Annotated in this window: 19 protein-coding genes; 2 read left to right on the forward strand and 17 right to left on the reverse strand. The window is 62.2% G+C overall.

What is annotated here, in order from left to right; translation table 11 throughout:
- Positions 1-10: 10 nt before the first annotated feature.
- From hypB to MRX98_RS21100, 17 genes are all read right to left on the reverse strand, one after another.
- Positions 11-811 (reverse strand): hydrogenase nickel incorporation protein HypB, encoded by an 801-nt coding sequence (gene hypB, locus MRX98_RS21020; protein ID WP_246914845.1) that lies wholly within the window; start codon positions 809-811, stop codon positions 11-13.
- A 51-nt stretch (positions 812-862) separates the two neighbouring features.
- Entirely contained in the window at positions 863-1,231 is a 369-nt protein-coding gene (gene hypA, locus MRX98_RS21025; RefSeq protein ID WP_246914848.1) for a hydrogenase maturation nickel metallochaperone HypA, read from the reverse strand.
- Positions 1,232-2,101: a succinate--CoA ligase subunit alpha gene (gene sucD / locus MRX98_RS21030; protein ID WP_246914851.1), complete on the reverse strand. Its 870-nt coding sequence runs from the start codon at positions 2,099-2,101 to the stop codon at positions 1,232-1,234. It abuts the gene before it with no gap.
- Positions 2,102-2,216: 115 nt separating this feature from the next.
- A complete protein-coding gene (sucC, locus tag MRX98_RS21035) occupies positions 2,217-3,380 on the reverse strand; it encodes an ADP-forming succinate--CoA ligase subunit beta (RefSeq protein ID WP_246914854.1) in 1,164 nt (387 codons plus the stop codon).
- 98 nt (positions 3,381-3,478) lie between these two features.
- On the reverse strand, positions 3,479-5,515 hold the full coding sequence (locus tag MRX98_RS21040; RefSeq protein WP_246914857.1) for a pyruvate carboxylase subunit B: 2,037 nt from the start codon (positions 5,513-5,515) through the stop codon (positions 3,479-3,481).
- Positions 5,516-5,555: 40 nt separating this feature from the next.
- On the reverse strand, positions 5,556-5,777 hold the full coding sequence (locus MRX98_RS21045) for a hypothetical protein (protein WP_246914860.1): 222 nt from the start codon (positions 5,775-5,777) through the stop codon (positions 5,556-5,558).
- A 20-nt stretch (positions 5,778-5,797) separates the two neighbouring features.
- Complete coding sequence (locus tag MRX98_RS21050; protein WP_246914863.1) at positions 5,798-7,351, reverse strand: acyl-CoA carboxylase subunit beta; 1,554 nt, start codon at positions 7,349-7,351, stop codon at positions 5,798-5,800.
- Positions 7,352-7,460: 109 nt separating this feature from the next.
- Positions 7,461-8,456, reverse strand: a complete 996-nt coding sequence (gene meaB, locus MRX98_RS21055) for a methylmalonyl Co-A mutase-associated GTPase MeaB (protein WP_246914866.1) — start codon at positions 8,454-8,456, stop codon at positions 7,461-7,463.
- Entirely contained in the window at positions 8,447-10,582 is a 2,136-nt protein-coding gene (scpA, locus tag MRX98_RS21060; RefSeq protein ID WP_246914869.1) for a methylmalonyl-CoA mutase, read from the reverse strand. The genes meaB and scpA overlap by 10 nt, the downstream gene beginning before the upstream one ends.
- Before the next feature lie 39 nt (positions 10,583-10,621).
- Positions 10,622-11,353 carry a TetR/AcrR family transcriptional regulator gene (locus tag MRX98_RS21065; RefSeq protein ID WP_246914873.1) on the reverse strand — a complete coding sequence of 244 codons (732 nt, stop codon included), beginning with the start codon at positions 11,351-11,353 and terminating at the stop codon, positions 10,622-10,624.
- Positions 11,354-11,516: 163 nt separating this feature from the next.
- Positions 11,517-11,924: a methylmalonyl-CoA epimerase gene (gene mce / locus MRX98_RS21070; RefSeq protein ID WP_246914876.1), complete on the reverse strand. Its 408-nt coding sequence runs from the start codon at positions 11,922-11,924 to the stop codon at positions 11,517-11,519.
- Between the two features lie 127 nt (positions 11,925-12,051).
- Entirely contained in the window at positions 12,052-13,233 is a 1,182-nt protein-coding gene (locus MRX98_RS21075; protein ID WP_246914879.1) for a pyridoxal phosphate-dependent aminotransferase, read from the reverse strand.
- A gap of 80 nt (positions 13,234-13,313) precedes the next feature.
- Positions 13,314-13,535 carry a NifU family protein gene (locus MRX98_RS21080; RefSeq protein ID WP_246914881.1) on the reverse strand — a complete coding sequence of 74 codons (222 nt, stop codon included), beginning with the start codon at positions 13,533-13,535 and terminating at the stop codon, positions 13,314-13,316.
- Between the two features lie 14 nt (positions 13,536-13,549).
- A complete protein-coding gene (gene tgt / locus MRX98_RS21085) occupies positions 13,550-14,680 on the reverse strand; it encodes a tRNA guanosine(34) transglycosylase Tgt (RefSeq protein ID WP_246914884.1) in 1,131 nt (376 codons plus the stop codon).
- Between the two features lie 56 nt (positions 14,681-14,736).
- On the reverse strand, positions 14,737-15,090 hold the full coding sequence (locus tag MRX98_RS21090) for a four helix bundle protein (protein ID WP_246914887.1): 354 nt from the start codon (positions 15,088-15,090) through the stop codon (positions 14,737-14,739).
- 69 nt (positions 15,091-15,159) lie between these two features.
- Positions 15,160-16,206, reverse strand: a complete 1,047-nt coding sequence (gene queA, locus MRX98_RS21095; RefSeq protein ID WP_246914889.1) for a tRNA preQ1(34) S-adenosylmethionine ribosyltransferase-isomerase QueA — start codon at positions 16,204-16,206, stop codon at positions 15,160-15,162.
- A gap of 10 nt (positions 16,207-16,216) precedes the next feature.
- Positions 16,217-16,408: a DUF2065 domain-containing protein gene (locus tag MRX98_RS21100; RefSeq protein WP_246914892.1), complete on the reverse strand. Its 192-nt coding sequence runs from the start codon at positions 16,406-16,408 to the stop codon at positions 16,217-16,219.
- A gap of 709 nt (positions 16,409-17,117) precedes the next feature.
- Here MRX98_RS21100 and fdhF point away from each other — a divergent pair.
- Both fdhF and MRX98_RS21110 read left to right on the forward strand, forming a co-directional pair.
- Entirely contained in the window at positions 17,118-19,883 is a 2,766-nt protein-coding gene (fdhF, locus tag MRX98_RS21105) for a formate dehydrogenase subunit alpha (RefSeq protein WP_246914895.1), read from the forward strand.
- Positions 19,884-20,165: 282 nt separating this feature from the next.
- Complete coding sequence (locus MRX98_RS21110; RefSeq protein WP_246914898.1) at positions 20,166-21,485, forward strand: (Fe-S)-binding protein; 1,320 nt, start codon at positions 20,166-20,168, stop codon at positions 21,483-21,485.
- Positions 21,486-21,506: the final 21 nt, after the last annotated feature.

Below are 21,506 nucleotides of genomic sequence, written 5' to 3' on the forward strand. Positions count from 1 at the left end.
GATCCGGGCTTCAATGATGGTGGGGCGCGTGCGGCGCTCCGACCTTTTTGGTATCGATCTGCCGGACGATCCAGGCCAGCCAGGGATCCAGCCCCTGGCCTGTTTTGGCCGAGAGTTGGAACACCGGCATGCCGGGGTGGATCTGCTCGATGCTGCGCAGCACCAGGTCGGTGTCGTACTCCAGGTAAGGCAGCAGATCGATTTTGTTGAGCAGCATGGCGTCGCATTCGCGAAACATGAGGGGGTATTTGGCCGGCTTGTCCTCGCCCTCGGTGACCGACAGCACCACCACCCGTCGATCCTCGCCGATGTCGAACTCGGCCGGGCAGACGAGGTTGCCGATGTTTTCCACGATCAGCAGGTCCACGGCGTCCAGGTCGATGGCGCTCAGGGCCTTTTCGATCACGTGGGCCGCCAGATGGCATTCGCCGCCGAAGGCGTCGGTGTTGATCTGCACCACGGGCGCACCGGAGGCGGCCAGGCGGTCCGCATCCTGGGTGGTGCAGATGTCGCCCACGATGACGGCGCAGCGCAGATTGGACATCAGGCGCGCCAGGCTCTTTTCCAGGAGGGTGGTCTTGCCCGAGCCGGGCGAGCTCATCAGGTTGAGGGTGAAGATCCCCTTGGCGGCGAACAGCTCCCGGTTGCGGGCGGCCTGCGCGTCGTTGGCATCCAGCACCCGGCGCACCACTTTGATCTCCCGGGTCCCGGAGCGTTGGGTGGCTACGGCGGTGTCGTGGCGCGAGGGCAGGGTGTCCGGCTTGTGTCCGTCGTGATGGCGCCGTCGCGGGCGCGGGTCGAAAAACGGCATGCTGGCCTCCGGGGGTGTCGCTGAACCAAGGGGTTCAGCGGTGCGGGTGATTCAAGGGGAAGGTTCGGGTGCCTCGTCGCCGACTTCGATGGAAACGATTTCCAGTTCCCGGCCGGCCAACAGTTCGGTGTTGCCGCTGTCGCAGACCGGACAGCGGAAAATGGGCGTCGCCACGGTCCACTGGTGACGGCAATCGTTGCAAAGGGCCGTCACGTCGATCTCCTCGATGGCCAGTTCCGCCCCGGCGGCGGCGGTTTTATCCGCCGCCACGCCGAAGCAGAACCTAAGGCTGTCCGGCACCACGGCCGACAACCGTCCCACCTTGAGGTTGACCCGCGCCACCCGCACGCCGGCCATCTCCGTCGGGATGGAGGCCTGCACGATCTCCAGGATCTCCATGGCGATGCCCATCTCGTGCATCTAAAACACCTTGGCGCACAGTTCGCCGAGGCGTCCCAGGTCTTTGCAGACGTGGATGCCGGCGGCTTCCATGGCCTCGATCTTGCCCTGGGCGGTGCCGCTCTTGCCGCTGATGATGGCGCCGGCGTGTCCCATGCGGCGGCCTGGCGGGGCGGTCAGGCCGGCGATGAAGCCCACCACCGGCTTGGACATCTTCTCTTTGATGAAGCGGGCGGCCTCTTCCTCGGCGTTGCCGCCGATTTCACCCACCATTACGATGCCCTTGGTCTCGGGGTCGGCTTCGAAGGCTTCGAGGCAGTCGATGAAGTTGGTGCCGTTGACCGGGTCGCCGCCGATGCCGATGCAGGTGGTCTGGCCGATGTCCTGCTGGGTGAGCTGGTGCACCACCTCGTAGGTGAGGGTCCCGGAGCGCGAGACCACGCCGATGGGACCACCCGGCTTGTGGATGGGTGCCGGCATGATGCCCACCTTGCACTCGCCCGGGGTGATGATGCCGGGGCAGTTGGGGCCGATCAAGCGCGAGCCGTGCAGCCGCATGTAGTTCTTGACCTTCATCATGTCCAGCACAGGAATACCCTCGGTGATGGCGACGATCAGTTCGATGCCGGCGTCCACCGCCTCCATGATGGCCGCGGCGGCAAAGGGCGGCGGCACGAAGATCAGGCTGCAGTCGGCGCCGGTGGCGGCGCGGGCGGCGGCCACGGTGTTGAACACCGGCACGTCGTCCATCTTCTGCCCGCCCTTGCCGGGAGTGACGCCGGCCACCACCCGGGTGCCGTAGGCCACGCACTGGCGCGCGTGGAACTGCCCCTCCTTGCCGGTGATGCCCTGCACCACCACCTTGGTCTCTTTATTCACGAATATGCTCATGGGTGTGCTCCATTGATCGCTTTCCGGTCCGAACACGGCGCGCGAGCGCTTCCGCGCCGGACCCTCGGCGTTTTCCTTTTATTGTTCATTGTCCGCGGGGTGGTCCCGCCGCCGATCAGCCGCCGACGATCTCCGCGACTTTCTGCGCCGCATCCTTCAGATCCACCGCCGCAATCAGGTTCAATTTCGATTCGTCCAGGATCTTGCGCCCCTGCTCCACGTTGGTGCCTTCCATGCGCACCACCACCGGCACCTTGATGCCCGTTTGGGCAGCCGCCTTGACCACGCCCTCGGCCAGCACGTCGCAACGCAATATGCCGCCGAAGATGTTGATCAGGATGCCTTTGACATTGGGATCGCTGAGGATGATGCGAAAGCCGTTCTCCACCATTTCGGCGTTGGCGCCGCCGCCCACATCCAGGAAGTTGGCGGGACGGGCGCCGGCCAGCTTGATGATGTCCATGGTGGCCATGGCCAGGCCGGCGCCGTTGACCATGTTGCCCACGTTGCCGTCCAGGTTGATGTAGTTCAGGTTGAACTTGGAGGCTTCCACCTCCAGCGGATCCTCCTCGTCCAGGTCGCGGTACTCGACGATCTCCTTCTGACGGAACAGGGCGTTGTCGTCGAAGGTGATCTTGGCGTCCAGGGCCAGGACGGTCTGCTGGGCGGTGATCACCAGGGGGTTGATCTCCACCAGGGAGGCGTCGTGGGCCATGAAGAAACGGTAGAGGTTGTTGAGCAGTTGCACGAAGGGTTTGACCAGGGCGCTGTCCAGATTGAGCCCGTGGGCCACCTGCAGGGCGTGATAGCCCTGGATGCCGATCAACGGGTTGATGCCCACCTTGATGATCTTTTCGGGGGTCTCTTCGGCCACGGCCTCGATGTCCATGCCGCCGGCCTCGCTGGCCATGATCACCACCTGGGCGCTGGCGCGGTCCGGCACGATGGACAGATAGAGCTCCTTGGCGATGTCCAGTCCCTGCTCCACCAGCAGCTTTTTGACCACCCGCCCTTCGGGGCCGGTCTGGTGGGTAACCAGGGTCATGCCCAACATCTCCTCGGCTACTCGGGTCACCTCTTCACGGGAATGGGCCAGTTTGACGCCGCCGCCCTTGCCGCGGCCGCCGGCGTGGATCTGGGCCTTGACCACCACGGGAAACCCGCCCAGGGTGTCGGCCACCTGCAGCGCCTCTTCGGGGGTGAAGGCCACGGCCCCTTCCGGCACCGGCACCGCGTAGCGTTTGAACAGGGTTTTGGCCTGGTACTCATGGATCTTCATAAACGTATGTTCTCCTGTTGCACGTACCGTGGCGCCCTGCTTGCGCACAGGCGCCACGGTCGTTTAAATACCGTCGAAAGATCGACCTTCGAGGTGCGTTATTCGATCACGCACAGCACATCGCCCTTGGCCACGGAATCGCCGCTCTTGTAATTGATGGCGCTGATCTTGCCGTTGGCCGGCGCGGGCAGGGCGTTCTCCATCTTCATGGCTTCCAGGATCACCACCGTTTCGCCTTGGCTGACCGCATCGCCCACGTTCTTCGCAAAACTGACGATCATACCGGGCATGGGGGCGCTCAGGGGCGTGCCCTTGCCGGGCGCCGCTGCCGGTGCCGCCGGCTTGGCGGGCGTCGGTTTTGCCTCCGGGGCCGGTTTGGCAGCGGGTGCTGTCGGTGCGGCCGGCGCGGCCGGCGCAGCAGGGGGCGCCGGGGCTGCCGGTGCGGCCTGGCCCATGGGCATGGCCATCTGCTGCTGGGCGATGGTGATCACCGGCGGGCCGTCCACCGGGTCCACATTGACCTCGAAGTATTCGTTGTCCACGAAGACATTGAAGGCCCGGGCGTTGTCGGTCTTGGTCGGTGCATCCTTCTTCTTTTCCACCAGCTCGCCCGCCAGCGCTTTCTTGACCAGCGCGTCGCGCTTTTTCACCTGCTCCATGGTGGTGGGCTTGACACTGGCCGGCGGCTCCTCGATGCCGTACTTCCATTGCAGGAACTTCTTGCCGGTGACCGGGTAGAGGGCGTAGACCAGCAGGTCGTCCAAATCCACGGCCAGGTCGCCGATCTCCTCCTTGGCCTTGTCCAGCTCGGGCTCGATCACCTCTGCCGGGCGGCAGGTGATGGGCTCTTCGCCACGGGCATAGCCTTTGAGGGCCTTTTTCTGTACTTCGGGGTCGATGGGCACGGCGGTCTTGCCATAGAGGCCGTAGCACAGGTCCTTGACCTGCCCGGTGATCATCTTGTAGCGCTCGTTTTCGTCATCGAACAGCACATTGTTGACCGTCTGGATGCCCACGATCTGGCTGGTTGGAGTGACCAACGGAATCTGCCCCAGCTCCTTGCGCACCCGCGGCAGCTCCTTGTACACCTCGTTGATCTTGTCCAGGGCGTCCATTTCGCGCAGTTGGTTGACCAGGTTGGAGAGCATGCCGCCCGGGGTCTGGTGCAGCAGCACGTTGATGTCGATCACCGACACCTTGGAGTCGTCCAGCAGGTGTTTGTACTTGGGCATCACCTCTTTTTCCAGCTTCTCGTTGATCTTGGCCAGCAGCTGGATGTCGAAGCCGGTGTCGCGGTCGGTGCCCAGCAGGGCCATGACCAGCGGTTCGATGGCCGCGTGGGAGGTGCGGTAGGCGTAGGGGGTCATGCAGGTGTCGATGATGTCCACCCCCGCCTCGATGGCCTTGAGGTGGCTCATGGGGGACATGCCGGAAGTAAAATGGCTGTGCAGGTGGATGGGCGCCTTGACCGCTTTTTTGAGGGCCTTGACCAGGTTGTAGGCGTCGTAGGGCGCGATCAGGCCGGCCATGTCCTTGATGCAGATGGAGTCGGCCCCCATGGACTCCAGCTCCTTGGCCTTGTTGACGTAGTAATCGATGTTGTACACCTCGCCGCCCATGCGCGGTTCGGTCATGGTGTAGCACATGCAGCCCTGGAAGTGCTTGCCGCACTCCTTGATCACCTTGACCACGGTTTCGAAGTTGCGGTAGTCGTTGAGGGCGTCGAAGGTGCGGAAGATATCCATGCCGTTGGCCGCCGCGCGGTCCACGAAGGCGCGGGCCGTGTCGTCGGCGTAGTTGCGGTAGCCCACCAGGTTCTGGGCGCGCAGCAGCATGGAGAAGGGGGTCTTCTTGATGTAGCGCTTGAGGGTGCGGATGCGCTCCCAGGGATCCTCGTTCAAAAAGCGGTGCATGGTGTCGAAGGTGGCCCCGCCCCAGGTTTCGATGGCCCAGAAGCCCACCTCGTCCATCATTTCGGCGATGGGGATCATATCTTCGGTGCGGCCGCGGGTGGCGAACAGGGACTGGTGGCCGTCGCGGATGCTCAAATCTTCGATCTTCACCGGGTTGGCCGCCTTGGGCCGATCCTTGGCGTAGTTCATGGGAGTCATTTTGACTTGATCGTGATCGCTCATTGCATGCGTCTCCTTCTGATAAGGCGTTAAATAGGGTGAGCTACCTGATGCGGGCGAAGGTTTTGAGCTGCATCAGGCTGCGTAGCTGCATCATACTCTGGCGGCCGCTTTGGCCCCACAAATTGGGCGGCTCGCACGGTGCCGGCGCTGGGGGCGGCGCCATGATGGCGGCCACCTGTTGGTGATAACTTTCCTCTTCCATCTGCATGTAAGCGGCCACGGCGGCGAGGGCGGCGGCCATTTGCTTCTCTTTCAATTCCATGGGCACCTCTGTTGTCTGCGTTACATGGGAATGTTGCCGTGCTTTTTGGGCGGGCGCAGTTCCCGCTTGGTGCACATGATCTCCAGGGCGTCGATGAGCCGCGCGCGGGTCTCGGCGGGTCGGATGACGGCGTCGATGTAGCCCCGGCCGGCGGCGCTGTATGGATTGGAAAACAGATCCTCGTATTCCTTGATCTTCTCCTGGCGCTTGGCCTTGGGGTCATCGGCCCCTTGGATCTCCTTGCGGTGGATGATGTTGGCCGCGCCGGCGGCGCCCATGACGGCGATTTCGGCGCTCGGCCAGGCAAAGGCCATGTCGGCCCCCAGGTGGCGCGAAGACATGGCGATGTAGGCCCCACCGTAATCCTTGCGGGTGATCAGCAGCAATTTGGGCACCGTGGCCTCGCTGTAGCACCAGAGCAGCTTGGCGCCGTGGCGGATGATGCCGCCCCACTCCTGCTGGCTGCCGGGCAGGTAGCCGGGCACATCGGCGATGGTGAGCAAGGGAATGTTGAAGGCGTCGCAGAAGCGGATGAAGCGCGTGGCTTTGTCCGAGGCGTCGATGTCCAAACAGCCGGCCAGCACCTTGGGCTGGTTGGCGATGATGCCGACCACCCGGCCGTTGAGGCGCGCGAAGCAGACCACGATGTTCTGGGCGAAGTGGGCGTGGGGCTCCAGGAATTCGCCCTTGTCCACGATGGATGCGATCACCGCCTTGATGTCGTAGCCGGCGTTGGGGCTGTCGGGGATGATTTTGTCCAGGGCCGGGTCGCTGCGGTGCGGATCGTCGCCGGTGTCGACGCGCGGCGGATCCTCCATGTTGTTGGCCGGCAGATAGGCGAGCAGCCGGCGGATCTGTTCCAGGGTGTCGGCGTCGTCTTCGCAGGCGAACTGGGCCACGCCGCTCTTTTCATTGTGCGCCAGGGCGCCGCCCAGATCCTCGAAGGTGATCGACTCGCCGGTCACCGACTTGATCACTTCCGGGCCGGTGATGAACATGTAGCTGGAGTTCTTGACCATGAAGACGTAGTCGGTCATGGCCGGCGAGTAGACCGCGCCGCCGGCCGTGGGTCCCATGATGGCCGAAATCTGGGGAATCACTCCCGAGGCCAGGGAGTTGCGATAGAAGATGTCGCCGTAGCCGCACAGCGCGTCCACTCCCTCCTGGATGCGGGCGCCGCCCGAATCGTTGAGCCCGATCATGGGCACGCCGGCCTTGATGGCCAGGTCCATCACCTTGCAGATCTTGCGCGCATGCATCTCCCCCAGGCTGCCGGCCCGGGAGGTGAAATCCTGGGCGAAGGCGAACACCGGCCGGCCCTCCACCAGGCCGTGGCCGGTGACCACGCCGTCGGAGGGGATCTCCACTTTCTGCATGCCGAAGTTGACGCAGCGATGTTTGACGAACATATCGATCTCACGGAAGGTGCCCTTGTCGAACAGGCGGTCGAGCCGTTCGCGGGCGGTCAACCGGCCCTTCTCCTTCTGTTTGGCCACCAGCTTGTCGCCGCCCATGGCCAGGATTTTGGCTTCTTGCGCCTTGAGCGCCTTGATTTTGTCATCCACACTACCCATGCTCGCTTCCTTTCCTTAAAAAATGAACGTCGTCAAAAAATGGAAGGATTGCCGGCGGCTCCCCATGTGTCCTGCACACCCACCATCCGGCGCGGCCGGTTTGGGGAGGTTACATTCCTTTCTTATCGCCGCGATCCTTGTCAAGCATAAAAAGCAGCTGCCGCGCGGCGTGCGTGGCGGCCGTGCGCCCTTCGCGCACCGCGGCGGTCATTTGCGGCAGTTGCCGTCGCACCTCCGGGTGGCGCACAAACCGCTCCTTGAGTCCCTCGTCGATCAGAGACCACATCCAATGCAGCGCCTGGTCCCGCCGCAGCCGCTCCATCTCGCCGCCGGCCCGCAGCTTCTCCCGATGGGTCCGAATCAGCGCCCATATATCATCCAGGCCGTTGCCCGTGGCGGCGCTGCAGGTCAGCACCGGCGGCGTCCAGTCGGCCGAAGTGGGCAGCATCAGTTGCAAGGCGCTCTCCAGCTCCTGGCGCATCTTTTCGGCCCGCGGCGCGTTTTCGCCGTCCGCTTTGTTGATGGCCACGGCATGGGCCATCTCCAGGATGCCCTTTTTAATCCCCTGCAGGGCATCGCCCGCGCCGGTGATCATCAGCAGCAGGAAAAAATCGACCATGGCCGCCACCGCCGCCTCGCTCTGGCCCACGCCCACCGTCTCCACGATGACCACGTCGAAGCCGGCCGCCTCGCACAGCAGCATGGTTTCGCGGGTCATGCGGGCCACCCCGCCCAGCGTACCGCCCGAAGGGGAAGGGCGGATGAACGCCTCGGGCGCCGCACTGAGCCGTTCCATGCGGGTCTTGTCGCCCAGGATGCTGCCGCCGGAGCGCTGGGAACTGGGATCCACCGCCAGCACCGCCACCCGGCGCCCCTGTTCGATCAGGTGCATGCCGAAGCTTTCGATGAAAGTGCTTTTGCCCACCCCCGGCACCCCGGTGATGCCCAGCCGCACCGCCTCCCCTGTGTGGGGCAGCAACGCCTCGATCAATGCTTGGGCCTTCTCCCGATGATCGGGGTGGCGGCTCTCGATCAAGGTGATCGCCTTGGAGAGGATCAGGCGGTTGCCTTGGAGAATCCCCTCCTTGTAATCCTTCAGCTCCATTCAACTTTTTCCAGCGCGTTGAGCACCTCGTTGGCCGACTTGACCAGCGGCGTGCCGGGGCCGAATATCCCCACCGCGCCGGCTTTGTACAGAAAGTCGTAGTCCGACGGCGGGATGACGCCGCCCACGGTCACCAGGATCTGTTCGGTGCCCTGGGCTTTCAAGGCGCTGATCAATTGGGGCACCAGGGCTTTGTGGCCGGCGGCCAGGGTGGAGACCCCCACCACGTGCACGTCGTTTTCCATGGCCATTTTGGCCGCCTCCTCGGGGGTCTGGAACATGGGGCCGATGTCCACGTCGAAGCCGAAGTCGGCAAAGGCGGTGGCCACCACCTTGATGCCGCGGTCGTGGCCGTCCTGGCCCACCTTGGCCAACAGGATGCGCGGCCGGCGGCCGTGCTTTTCCAGGAATGCGTCGGTGCGTTTGCGCAAACTCTCGATCACGGTCTGGTCCTTGTACTCGGCGGCGTAGACGCCGGAAATCACTTGGGTGGTGGCCACGAAACGGCCGAACACCTTTTCCATGGCATCGGAGATCTCGCCCACGGTGGCCCGGGCGCGTACCGCCGGCAGGCAGGCGGCCAGCAGGTTGTCGCCCGCTTCGGCGGCCCGGGTGATGCCCGCCAGTGCTTGGGCCACCTTGTCCGGATCCCGCTGCGCCTTGATCCGGGCCAGGCGGTCGACCTGCTCCTGGCGGACCGCTTCGGGCACCTCCAGCACCTCCATGGGGGATTTGTCCTCGGTCTGGTATTTGTTGACCCCCACGATCACGTCCAGCCCTTGGTCGATGCGCGCCTGGCGGCGGGCCGCCGATTCCTCGATGCGCATCTTGGGCATGCCGGTTTCGATGGCCTTGGCCATGCCGCCCAATTGCTCCACTTCATCGATGATCTTGCGTGCCCCGTCCACCATGGCGCCGGTCAGCGCCTCGACATAATAGGATCCGCCCAGGGGGTCGGCCACGTGACACACCTCGGACTCCTCCTGGATGAGCAGCTGGGTGTTGCGGGCGATGCGGGCCGAGAAGTCGGTGGGCAACCCCACCGCCTCGTCGAAGGCGTTGGTGTGCAGCGACTGGGTGCCGCCCAGTACGGCGGCCAGGGCTTCCAGGGTGGTGCGGATGATGTTGTTGTAAGGATCTTGCTCGGTGAGGCTCCAGCCCGAGGTCTGCACATGGGTGCGCAGCATGGTCGAGCGCGGGTCCTTGGGGTTGAAGCGGCTGATCAGCTCGTGCCACAGGAAGCGGGCCGCCCGCAGCATGGCGATCTCCATGAAGAAGTTCATGCCCACGCCGAAAAAGAAGGAGAGGCGCGGCGCGAAGGCATCGATGTCCATGCCCGCTTTGAGGGCGGCGCGCACATACTCCAGGCCGTCGGCCAGGGTGAAAGCCAACTGCAGCACCGAGGTGGCGCCGGCTTCCATCATGTGGTAGCCGCTGATGCTCACCGTGTTGAAGCGCGGCATGTTTTGCGAGCAGTAGGCGATGATGTCCGCCACGATGCGCATGGAGGGCTCGGGCGGGTAGATGTAGGTGTTGCGCGTGAGGTACTCTTTGAGGATGTCGTTTTGAATGGTGCCGGTGAGCTTGGCCTGCTCGACCCCCTGCTCTTCGGCGGCCACCATGTACATGGCCAGGATGGGCAGCACGGCCCCGTTCATGGTCATGGAGACCGACATCTGGTCCAACGGAATCTGGTCGAACAGGATCTTCACGTCCTCCACCGAATCGATGGCCACGCCGGCCTTGCCCACGTCGCCCACCACGCGGGGGTGATCGGAATCGTAGCCCCGGTGGGTGGCCAGGTCGAAGGCCACCGACAAGCCTTTCTGGCCGCCGGCCAGGTTGCGCCGGTAGAAGGCGTTGGACGCTTTGGCCGTGGAGAAGCCCGCGTATTGGCGGATGGTCCAGGGGCGGCCGGCATACATGGTGGCCATGGGACCGCGCACATAGGGCGCGATCCCCGGCAGGCCGCCCAAATGTTCCAGCCGTTCCAGGTCCTCGTCCGTGTACAGCGGCTTGACGGTGATGCCTTCCGGCGTTTGCCAATCAAGGGATTCCGGCGACCGGCCCTTGAGCTGCTTGGCGGCCAGGGTCTTCCATTGATCGATTGTCGGTTTTTGGACCATGCACCCCTCCTTTTGCATTGGTTGGGTATGAAGATGGCTTTATGGCGCTTCGGGGTTGGTGATGCCGCGCCACACCATGTCGAACAACACATTGGCCTGGCCCGCCAGGTGCTCCTGGCAGCCACGCTGGTTCCACATGACAAAGGTGCGCTGCACCAGGCCGAGCATGAAGTCGAGCAGCACCCCGGCCCGCACCCTGGGGTTCAGGATGCCCTGGGCCTGCCCGTTCTTGAGCACGTCCAGATAAAGGTGGATCATTTTCTTCTGCTGAAAGGTTTTGTCGGCCATCCAGGTGGCCATGGGCAATGTCATGAAGATGATGCGCCCCAGATGGGGATTGCGTTCGTAGTAGTCGAGCTGCAGCCAGAGCACCTTGCGCAGCTTCTCCTTGAGATCCTCGATGCCCTGCAGGTGGTCCGTGATGCGGTCGGTCAGGTGTCCCAGCCACACATCCACGAAGGCGAACACCAGCCGCTCCTTGCTGCCGTAATATTTATAAATGGTGCTGAAGCTGACCCCGGCGTGCTTGGCCACATCGCGGATGTTGGCCTTGTGAAAGTCCGATTGGGAAAAGATGGTCAGCACCGCCTGTTCCAGGCGGGCCTGCACGTCGGGCCGCAAGGGGGGCATCGCGGCGGCACGGTCATGGCGGGGGGGCTGTTCGCCATCGGTGGATCGCCCGGGGCGCGCGTCGGTCGCGCGGTGGCGGGGCCGGGCGGCGGCCTCGGTGGCGGCAGTTGTTTCGGGAAAAAGGTTACCTTTTGTTTCCATTTGTAACCTGTTGTTATTCAATAAATAAAATAAAAATCAAAAAAATATGAACGGTATTTAGTAACATTGTTATGCAGCACAGGTATACCGCCGCATAGGGAGGGATGTCAACTCAAATGTGGTTCACTTAATGATGACGGGTAACTTTTTTGGGGTCGTGGAATCAGTCGTTGCGCTCACACAGCTCCACCAGCACCCCCTGGGTGTCTTTGGGGTGCAGAAAGGCGATCCGCGCGCCGCCGGCGCCCATGCGCGGCGTTTCGTCGATCAGCCGGATGCCTTTGGCCTTCAGTTCGGCCAGGGCGGCGTCGATGTTTTCCACCCGGAAGGCCACATGCTGAAACCCCTGGCCCCGCTTTTCGATGAACTTGGCCACGGGACCGTCGGGGGCGGTGGATTCCAGCAGTTCCACCTCGCTTTGCCCCACCGGGAAAAAGGCGGTGGTCACTTTCTGTTCGGCAACCGTTTCGTTGCCTTCGTGGGGCAGGCCCAGGACGTCGGTCCAGAACGATTTGGCCTGATCGATGTTGTTGACCGCGATACCCAGGTGATCGATTTTGAGGATTTTCATGGCGGCTCCGTCGGTCGGCCTGGCGGCCGGTTTGGGATGAATGGCGGCTCCGGTCGCGCCGCAATCCCTTGGTACGGCGCTCCGGCGGGTCGGCACGAGGGGCGGCCGGTGCACCGGCCGCCCCGTTCTACTTGTATTGGGCCATCACCCGGGCGAATCCGGGCAACGCCCCGGTGATGGTGGCGTCGTCGACGCAAAAGGCGATGCGGAAATGGCCGGGACCGGCAAAACCGCTGCCGGGCACCGTCAGGATCAGCTCCTTTTGCAACGCTTTCACAAAGGCGACATCGTCGGCAATGGGGGCGCGCGGAAACAGGTAGAAAGCACCCGGCGGGGTGACGAATTCGTAACCGGCGGCGGCCAGGCCGTCGCACAGCAGGTCCCGTTTGCGTTTGTACTGGGTCATGTCCACGCTGGTGCCCTGGATACAGGCCACCACCCGCTGCATCAAGGCCGGGGCATTGACGAACCCCAGGATGCGGTTGGACAGGGTCAAGCCCGCGCGCAGCTCTGGGTTGAATCGGGCCGCCGGATTGAGGGCCGCGAAACCGATGCGTTCGCCGGGAATGGAAAGATCCTTGGAGTAGGAAGTGGCGATCAGGCTGTCGCGGTAGGCCTGAAAGATGCTCGGCACCGTGTGGCCGTCAAACACGATCTTGCGGTAGGGCTCGTCGGAGACCAGGTAGATGGTGCGCCCCGCCGCCTCGCCTTTGGCCGTCAGCAGCTCGCCCAGGGCGGCCAGGCTGTCGGCGCTGTAGATCTGGCCGGTGGGGTTGTTGGGCGAGTTGATCAGCACCACCTTGGTGCGCGGCGTAATGGCCGCCGCGATGGCTTCCAGGTCCAGGGTGAAGTTCGGATGGGTCGGCACCATGCGGATCTCGCCGCCGTGGTTGTCCACGTAAAAGCGATACTCCACGAAACAGGGGGTGGGCACGATCACCTCGTCCCCCGGATCGAGCAGGGTCTTGAAAATCACGTTGAGCGCGCCGGCGGCGCCGCAGGTCATGACGATGTCCGGGGCCGCCACCGCCACCCCCTGTTCATCGCTCAGATAATCGGCGATGGCGGTGCACACCTGGGGGTAGCCCGCCTGGGGCATGTAGCAGTGGTCTCCCGGCCCGCAGGCGGTCACCGTGTCGCGCAGGATGTCGTGAAATCGGTCGGGAGGCGGTAGATTGGGGTTGCCCAGGCTGAAGTCGAACACTTTATCGGCGCCGTGCACCGCCTTCAACTGCGCCCCTTCCTCGAACATTTTGCGGATCCATGACGACTGGGCCATGGTGGCACTGATCTTTTGAGCGACACTCATACGGATCTCCTTGAAGAACGATTCAGAATATAAAACCGCTTCTATTTAAATGATGCCGTCTCAAAATTCAAGGGCCGAAATCAGACCGAGACCACCGACTTGACTTCCGGAACGGTTTCCTTGATCACCCGCTCGATACCGTTTTTCAAGGTCATCTGGGACATTGGGCAACCGGCGCAGGCGCCCTGCAGGCGAACCTGAACCACGCCGTCGTCGCTGACATCGACCAGTTCCACATTGCCGCCGTCGGCCTGGAGCATGGGCCGGATTTTGTTGATGGCTGCTTCCACTTTGGCTTTCATTGCTTCATACCCTTTCATTGGTCGTCGTTGTGGCTGGATGCACCCCCGGGGGCGAAACGCCGCCGGAAGTCATCGAAAGTGCCCTCCAATATAGCCATGCGGGCTTGTTTGACAAGGTTCAAATAGAAGCGGAGGTTGTGCAGGGTCGTCAAGCGGTGGGCCAGGATCTCCTTGGCCTGCAACAGGTGGCGCACATAGGCCCGGGAGTAGCGGCGGCAGGTGTAGCAGTCGCACAGCGGGTCGATGGGGCCGGTGTCGGTGCGATAACGGGCGTTGTTGATGTTCAACGTGCCCGCGGAAGTGAACAACTGACCGTTGCGCGCATTGCGCGTGGGCATGACGCAATCGAACATGTCGGCGCCCATGGCGATCATCTCCACCAGGTCCTGCGGCGTGCCCACCCCCATCACATAGCGGGGCGCATCGGCGGGCAGCAGGGGCAGGGTATGGGCGGCCATCTCCATCATCAAGGGCTTGGGCTCGCCCACGCTCAGGCCGCCCACGGCATAGCCGGGAAAACCGATATCGACGATCTCCGCCACCGACTGCCGCCGCAGATCGGCGTACATCCCCCCCTGCACGATGCCGAACAACTGGTTCCGGCCGCCGGCGGCCTCCCAGCGCGCCTTGCAGCGCCGCGCCCAGCGGCTGGTCAGCGCCAACGCCGCCGCCGCCGTCGGATGATCCGCCGGGTGGGCGATGCACTGGTCCAGGCACATCATAATGTCACTGTCGAGGGCCATCTGCACATCCACCGCACCCTCGGGCGTCAGTACATGCCGCGCGCCGCCGTCCAAATGGGACTGAAACGCATACCCCTCCTCGGAGATGCGCGACAACTGCGCCAGGGAAAAGACCTGGAACCCGCCGCTGTCGGTCAGGATCGGCTTTCGCCACTGCATGAACCCATGCAACCCCCCGAACAACCCGATCACCGCCACCCCCGGGCGCAAATAAAGATGGTAGGTGTTGCCCAGAATAATCTGCGCCCCAACCCCCTCCAACTCCTCCGGCGTCACCGCTTTCACCGTCGCCTGGGTGCCAACGGGCATGAAAATCGGGGTTTCGATGGATCCGTGGGCGGTTGTGAGGATGCCGGCGCGGGCGGAAGTTGCGTTACATTGTGAGATTGTTTTGAATGGCATAGGGAAAAATAGTTTTAAGTTTTAAGTGTTAAGTTTTAAGTTAATGAATTCTATCATTATATTTTTAATGAGGTGATCAGGCCGTGGAGCATGCGCGATAGTTCTTTGAGTTCGGCGACCAAGGTGGATTGTGTTTCATCGGGTATGATGTTTCCGATTTCTACTGCGATGTAGATTTGGGTTCTTAGTTCGGCGGCCGAGCCTTTGGCAATGTGCAGGAATCGAATGAAATCTGCGGCGGATCCTCGCTCGGCACCTTCTGCAATGTTACTGGCGATGGAAATCGCGGAGCGCGCCATCTGATCCTTCAGTGGGTAAAAGTTGCATCCGACCAAGGCCTTGTGTACCTGAACCGCAACCCGACAAGCTCTCTTCCAGACTTCCAATTCTTCAAACGACCGATACCCCATCCCCCCGACCCCCTATAATCGACAGCATTCCTTAACTTAAAACTTAACACTTAACACTTAAAACTATCATCATCGATGATCATCGATGATGATCATTCCATCCCCATAACTAAAAAACCGATACCGCTCCTTCACCGCCTCCCCATACGCCCGCAATATTCTTTCGCGGCCGGCGAAGGCGGAGACGAGCATCAATAGGGTGGACTTGGGCAGGTGGAAGTTGGTGATCATGGCGTCAACCAGTTTGAAGTGGTAGCCGGGGTAGATATAGAGGTCGCAGGCGCCGCTGCGGGGGGTGACGGTGCCCTGGGCGGTGGCGCAGAATTCGAGTGTGCGCACGCAGGTGGTGCCCACGGCCACGACCCGGTGTCCTTGTTGCTTGGCGGCGTTGATGGCGGCGGCGGTTTCCGGAGGGAGGGTGAACCACTCGCTGTGCATGCGGTGTTGCCGGATGTCGTCGCAGCGCACCGGCACGAAGGTGCCGTAGCCCACGTGCAGGGTCAGTTGTACGGTGCGGATGCCCCGTTCGGTCAGCCGGTCGAGCAGGGGACGCGTGAAGTGCAGGCCGGCGGTGGGGGCGGCGATGGCGCCTTTTTGGGTGGCGTAGACCGTCTGGTAGGTGTCGCGGTCGGCGGCGCCATCTTCGCGGCGGATGTAGGGGGGCAAGGGCATGTGCCCGATGGCATCCAGGGTCTGTTCGAAATCGGCGGCGCCGCTGAAGGAAAGGGTGGCGGTTTGATCGTTCACCGCGACCACCTCCGCCGTCAGGCCGCGTTCGAAGTGCAGGCGGCTGCCGGTGCGGGGTCGCTTGGAGGCCTTGAGCATGCAGGTGAAAACGCCGCGGGCGGCGCCCTGGGCGTAATCGAGGATCAGCACCTCCACCTTGCCGCCGGTCTCTTTGCGTCCCAGCAGGCGGCCGGGCACCACGCGGGTGTTGTTGAGCACCAGCACGTCGCCGGGCGCCAGAAGGTCTGCAATGTCGTCGAAGCGGTGGTGGTGCACCGCGCCGGTCCGGCGGCACAAGCGCATGAGTCGCGAGCGGTCCCGCAGCGCCACCTGCTTTTGGGCGATCAGCTCTTCGGGCAGCACATAATCATAGTCGTCCAGACGGTACACGGCGCTGCCCTCAAACCATCCGGTTGGCGAAATAGAGCAGCACCAGTCCCGCCATCATCAACCCGAACCCCAACTTGCGCAGGACATGCTCGGGTGTTTCCAGCATCTGCTGCAACCACGATTTCATTTTCTCCGGAAAGGCGAAGTAGGGCAACCCCTCGACGATCATCACCATTCCGATCACAAACAGAAAAAAGCGCATGTTCAGTCGCTCCGATTTTCAAAAAGTCCCTGTTTTTAAACCAACCGGCGGCGGAACGCAAATCAGATGAACAAATCAGATGAATGGGTTTGTTGCGTTTGTTGAGTTGATGGGTCGTGATCATTGAACTCGAAATGTATCAACCCTGGCGGGCAGTTTAAAGTTTTAAGTTTTAAGTTTTAAGTTAATGAATTCTGTCGTTTAGATGTGTGTGCGTGTGGCGTCAACGCTGTCCGCCTTGCCGGTGGCGGCAGTGATGCGCATGACCTCTTGTTGCTGCGCAACATTGGCAACCAGTTGCCAGAGCCACCCGCGGAGCGAGTTTGCAGGCCGCCCGGCACCCAACACAACTATCTATAATCGATAGCATTCCTTGCTTTAAACTTTAAACTTTGATGGTCTCGTAAAAAGTCGGAATTTTCAATTTTCGACGCTGTAAGTACCTAAATTTATACGATGGCAATTTGCAAAAACACCGTTTTTGGGACTTTTTACGAGGCCATCAACTTTGAACTTTAAACTATTTTTTCCCAACCCAATAAACCCGAGCAAACGGTCCATCAACCCGACAAACTCAAAAAACGCAACCCCCACCCACCGCCGGTCCTGATTGACAACATCCACCGTTTCCTTTACATAGGATGCTGCTCTGACACCGGTGCCGCGGCGCCGGGAGCGGAAATCAACCTTTCAAGGAGAGCATGCGGGTATGAACGCTCAGCAGACCATTTTGATCAACGGCCGGGAGATGACCTTCGAAGGCGGCGAGACCATCCTCGAAGTGGCCCGGCGCAACCAGATCGACATTCCCACTTTGTGCCATTTGAAAGGCGCCACGCCCACCGGCGCCTGTCGCATTTGCGTGGTGGAGGTGGAGGGCGCGCGCACCTTGCTGGCCGCTTGTGCCACACCGGCGACGGCGGGCATGAAGGTGCAGACCGAATCGCCGGCGGTGGTCGAGGCGCGGCGCTTGATTTTGCAACTCATGCTCAGCTCGGGCAACCACAACTGCGCCGTGCGCGGTTCGGACAACCAGGAGTGGACCGCCTTTCAACTCAAGGTGCAGTCCGAGGACGCCAGTGACCAATTGTGTCCGGTGTGGGGCGATTGCCGGTTGCAGGACCTGGCCTACCGCTACCAGGTCAGCGGCGAGCGGTTCGACGCCACACCCACCCAGTATCCCATGGAGACGGTCAACCCCTTCATTGTGCGCGATTTTTCGCGCTGCATCCAGTGCGGCCGTTGCGTGCAGGCGTGCAACGAAGTGCAGGTCAACAACGCCATCAGCTTTGGCTACCGCGGCCCCCACGCCAAGATCATCGCCGCCGGTGACCGGCCCCTGAAAGATTCCGATTGCGTCTTTTGCGGCGAGTGCGTGCAGGCCTGTCCGGTGGGGGCGCTTGTGGAAAAGGACGCGCGTTACGAGGTTCGGCCGTGGCAGACCGAGAAGGTGCGCACCACCTGCAGTTACTGCGGGGTCGGCTGCCAATTGGATCTGCACGTGCAGGACAACCGGGTGGTCAAGGTGGACGGCGCCGATGTGGCTCCCAACCGCGGCAGTTTGTGTGTCAAAGGGCGGTTCGGCTACCACTTCATCGGTTCCCCCGAACGGCTCACCACCCCCTTGATCAAGGAGAACGGTGAGTTTCGTGAAGCCTCCTGGGACGAGGCCCTGGACCGGGTGGCCGACGGGTTGAAAAAGATTCGCGATAACCAGGGCGGCGACGCCATCGGCGTGCTCACTTCAGCGCGCATGACCAACGAGGAGAACTACATCGCCCAGAAATTCGCCCGGGCGGTGCTCAAAACCAACAACGTGGACCACTGCGCCCGGCTTTGACATAGCTCCACCGTGGCCGGTCTGGCCGCAGCGTTCGGTTCCGGTGCGATGACCAACCCCATCGCCGATATCGAAAAAGCCGATGTGATTCTCATCACCGGCTCCAACACCAGTGAAAACCATCCGGTGCTCTCCTCCTTCGTCAAGCGGGCCGTCAAGTTCCACGGCGCCAAGCTGATCGTGGTCGACCCGCGGCGGATTAAAATGACCGAATTTGCCCAGCACTGGCTGCGCCCCAACCTGGGTACCGACGTGGCCTGGATCAACGGGCTGATGCACGTGATCCTCAATGAGAAGCTGCAGGCCGGGGATTTCATCGAGGCGCGCACCGAGGGGTTCGAGGCGCTTCGCGAGCGCCTGGAAAAATACACCCCCGAGTTCGTTGAAGGGATCACCGGCATTCCGTCGGAGCAGCTCATCGCCGCCGCCCGCCTGTTCGCCGGCGCCAAGGCCGGCAGCATTCTGTATTGCATGGGCATCACCCAGCACATCAGCGGCACCGACAACGTCAAGTCCCTGGCCAACCTGGCCATGCTCACCGGCAACCTGGGCCGACCGGGCACCGGCGTCAATCCCTTGCGCGGCCAGAACAACGTGCAGGGGGCCTGCGACATGGGCGGCCTGCCCAATGTTTACACCGGGTACCAGCCGGTCAGCGACCTGGCGGTGGCCAAGAAGATGGAGGAGGCCTGGGGCGTCACCGGCCTGCCCACCCAGGTCGGTTTGACCGTCACCAAGATGCTGCCCAAGGCCCATGACGGCGAGCTCAAGGCCATGTACATCATCGGTGAAAACCCCATGGTGTCGGACGCCGATCTGAACCACGCCGAAAAGAGCCTCAAAAACCTGGAGCTCTTGGTGGTGCAGGACATCTTCATGACCGAAACCGCCCGAATCGCCGATGTGGTGTTGCCGTCGGCCTGCTTCGCCGAAAAAGAGGGCACCTTCGCCAACACCGAGCGGCGGGTGCAGCGGGTGCGCAAGGCGGTGGATCCGCCCGGCCAGTGCAAGGATGACTGGTGGATCACCTGTCAACTGGCCTCGCGCATGGGATACACCATGGCCTACGACAACAGCCGGGCCATCTTCGAGGAGATCGGCCGGGTGACCCCGTCCTATGCCGGCATCACCTATGATCGGATCGAAAGCGAAGGACTCCACTGGCCGTGCCCCACTGCCGATCATCCGGGAACCCCCATTTTGCACGCCCAGCAATTCACCCGCGGCAAGGGGATGTTTCATGCCATCGAGTGGATTCCGCCCGCCGAGCAGGTGGATGACGACTACCCGCTCTACCTGACCACCGGCCGGGTGCTCTACCAGTACCACACCGGCACCATGACCATGAAAACCGATGGGCTCAACGAACGGTCTCCCGAGTCCTACGTGGAGATTTCCCGCAAGGATGCGGCCGTTCATGGTCTGGAGGACGGCGCCATGGCCACCATCGCCTCGCGCCGCGGCGCGATTCAGGCCCGGGTCAAGGTCTCGCCCACGGCCGTGGAGGGGACGGTCTTCATTCCCTTTCACTTTGCCGCCGCGGCCGCCAACAAGCTGACCAACGCGGCCCTCGATCCGATCTCGGGCATTCCCGAGTTCAAGGTGTGCGCGGTCAAGATCGACAAGGCCGCCTGATCCATTTCCGAACCCGATGCGATGGCCGCCGCCGGACCGATCCGGCGGCGGCTCTTTTTTTGCAATACGGTCACTTTGCATCGCGATGCACCAATTTCAATTGACACCCCTCCACTTTTCCGTTTAGATAGGTAACTTCGAACCGGGCCGCCCCGTTGGAGCGGCCCTTGCAGTGGATCGAAGACGACAATGGAACCGAACGTTCGGTCCCCGGTGCCAGGCATCGCATACCGAACCGCCTGAAATACCAAGGTCGTTATCAACTTCTGGAGGTTTTGTTATATGGCTGAAGAGGCAATCAAACTTGGCGGCAAAAAACAGAGTACCTTCATCGACAAGGTCAAGGGACTGCTGCCCGAGGGTGGCAATCTCAATCTGTGCCTGACCTGCGGTGCATGCTCCTCGGGATGCCCGGCGACGGGCCTGGAAGGGATGGACCCGCGTAAATTCCTGCGCATGGCCGCCCTGGGCATGGATGAAGAGATCACCAAAACACCTTGGGTCTGGATGTGCAGCATGTGTACCCGCTGCGTTTACGTCTGCCCCATGAAGATCAATATTCCCCAGCTGGTGTTTTACGCACGGCAGACCTGGCCCCGGGAAGAGCGTCCCAAGGGTATTCTCGGCTCCTGCGACATGGCCCTGCGCAACGACACCTGCAGCGCCATGGGCGCCACCGAGGAGGATTTCCAGTTCGTGGTGGAGGATGTGCTGGAGGAGTACCGCGAAGCCCAGCCCGAATTCGCCGAAATGGAAGCGCCGGTGAACAAGGAAGGCGCCTACTATTTCCTCAACCAAAACTCCCGCGAGCCGGTCACCGAACCGGACGAAATGGTGCCTTTGTGGAAGATCCTGCACACCGCGGGCGCCGACTGGACCTACGGCACCAAGGGATGGGCGGCGGAAAACTACTGCATGTTCCTGGCCGATGACCCGGCCTGGGAGCACATCGTGCGCACCAAGGTGAAAGCGGTGGAGGATTTGGGCTGCAAAGTGTGGCTCAACACCGAGTGAGGGCACGAACTGTTCGCGGTCCGGTTCGGACTGCAAAAGTTCAAGATCGAAGCCAACTTCGAGATCCAGAGCATCATTCAGCTCTATGCCCAGTGGATTCGTGAAGGCAAGCTCAAGCCCAGCTCCGAGTGGAACCGGGAGCGCGGGATCAAGTTCACCGTCCAGGACCCCTGCCAGCTGGTGCGCAAGACCTTCGGCGATCCGGTGGCCGAGGACCTGCGCTACGTGGTCAAGGCGGTGGTGGGTGAAGAGAACTTCCTCGACATGCACCCCAACCGCTCCAACAACTTCTGTTGCGGCGGCGGCGGCGGCTATCTCCAGTCGGGCTACGCCGAAGAGCGCCGGGAATACGGCCGCCTCAAGGCGGAGCAGATTCTGGCCACGGGTGCCCAATATTGCATCACCCCCTGCCACAACTGCCACGCCCAGGTGCACGACCTGGCTGAAATCCGGCACCATCCGTGGCAAACGGTCCACCTGTGGACCCTGCTCTGCCTCTCCATGGGCATCCTGGGCCCCAATGAGCGGGTCTACCTGGGCGAGGACCTCAAGGACGTAGACGTCTTCCACCCTGAAAGCGAAATGTAAAACCCAATCTCTAGCGATACA

This window comes from Desulfatitalea alkaliphila (genome assembly GCF_022968795.1).
In the GTDB taxonomy this organism is placed as follows: Bacteria; Desulfobacterota; Desulfobacteria; order Desulfobacterales; family Desulfosarcinaceae; genus Desulfatitalea; species Desulfatitalea alkaliphila.

Coding starts and splice junctions, on each gene's coding strand:
- hypB (WP_246914845.1), bottom strand. CDS start 811: ATGCCGTTTTTCGACCCGCGCCCGCGACGGCGCCATCACGACGGACAC.
- hypA (WP_246914848.1), bottom strand. CDS start 1,231: ATGCACGAGATGGGCATCGCCATGGAGATCCTGGAGATCGTGCAGGCC.
- sucD (WP_246914851.1), bottom strand. CDS start 2,101: ATGAGCATATTCGTGAATAAAGAGACCAAGGTGGTGGTGCAGGGCATC.
- sucC (WP_246914854.1), bottom strand. CDS start 3,380: ATGAAGATCCATGAGTACCAGGCCAAAACCCTGTTCAAACGCTACGCG.
- MRX98_RS21040 (WP_246914857.1), bottom strand. CDS start 5,515: ATGAGCGATCACGATCAAGTCAAAATGACTCCCATGAACTACGCCAAG.
- MRX98_RS21045 (WP_246914860.1), bottom strand. CDS start 5,777: ATGGAATTGAAAGAGAAGCAAATGGCCGCCGCCCTCGCCGCCGTGGCC.
- MRX98_RS21050 (WP_246914863.1), bottom strand. CDS start 7,351: ATGGGTAGTGTGGATGACAAAATCAAGGCGCTCAAGGCGCAAGAAGCC.
- meaB (WP_246914866.1), bottom strand. CDS start 8,456: ATGGAGCTGAAGGATTACAAGGAGGGGATTCTCCAAGGCAACCGCCTG.
- scpA (WP_246914869.1), bottom strand. CDS start 10,582: ATGGTCCAAAAACCGACAATCGATCAATGGAAGACCCTGGCCGCCAAG.
- MRX98_RS21065 (WP_246914873.1), bottom strand. CDS start 11,353: ATGGAAACAAAAGGTAACCTTTTTCCCGAAACAACTGCCGCCACCGAG.
- mce (WP_246914876.1), bottom strand. CDS start 11,924: ATGAAAATCCTCAAAATCGATCACCTGGGTATCGCGGTCAACAACATC.
- MRX98_RS21075 (WP_246914879.1), bottom strand. CDS start 13,233: ATGAGTGTCGCTCAAAAGATCAGTGCCACCATGGCCCAGTCGTCATGG.
- MRX98_RS21080 (WP_246914881.1), bottom strand. CDS start 13,535: ATGAAAGCCAAAGTGGAAGCAGCCATCAACAAAATCCGGCCCATGCTC.
- tgt (WP_246914884.1), bottom strand. CDS start 14,680: ATGCCATTCAAAACAATCTCACAATGTAACGCAACTTCCGCCCGCGCC.
- MRX98_RS21090 (WP_246914887.1), bottom strand. CDS start 15,090: ATGGGGTATCGGTCGTTTGAAGAATTGGAAGTCTGGAAGAGAGCTTGT.
- MRX98_RS21100 (WP_246914892.1), bottom strand. CDS start 16,408: ATGCGCTTTTTTCTGTTTGTGATCGGAATGGTGATGATCGTCGAGGGG.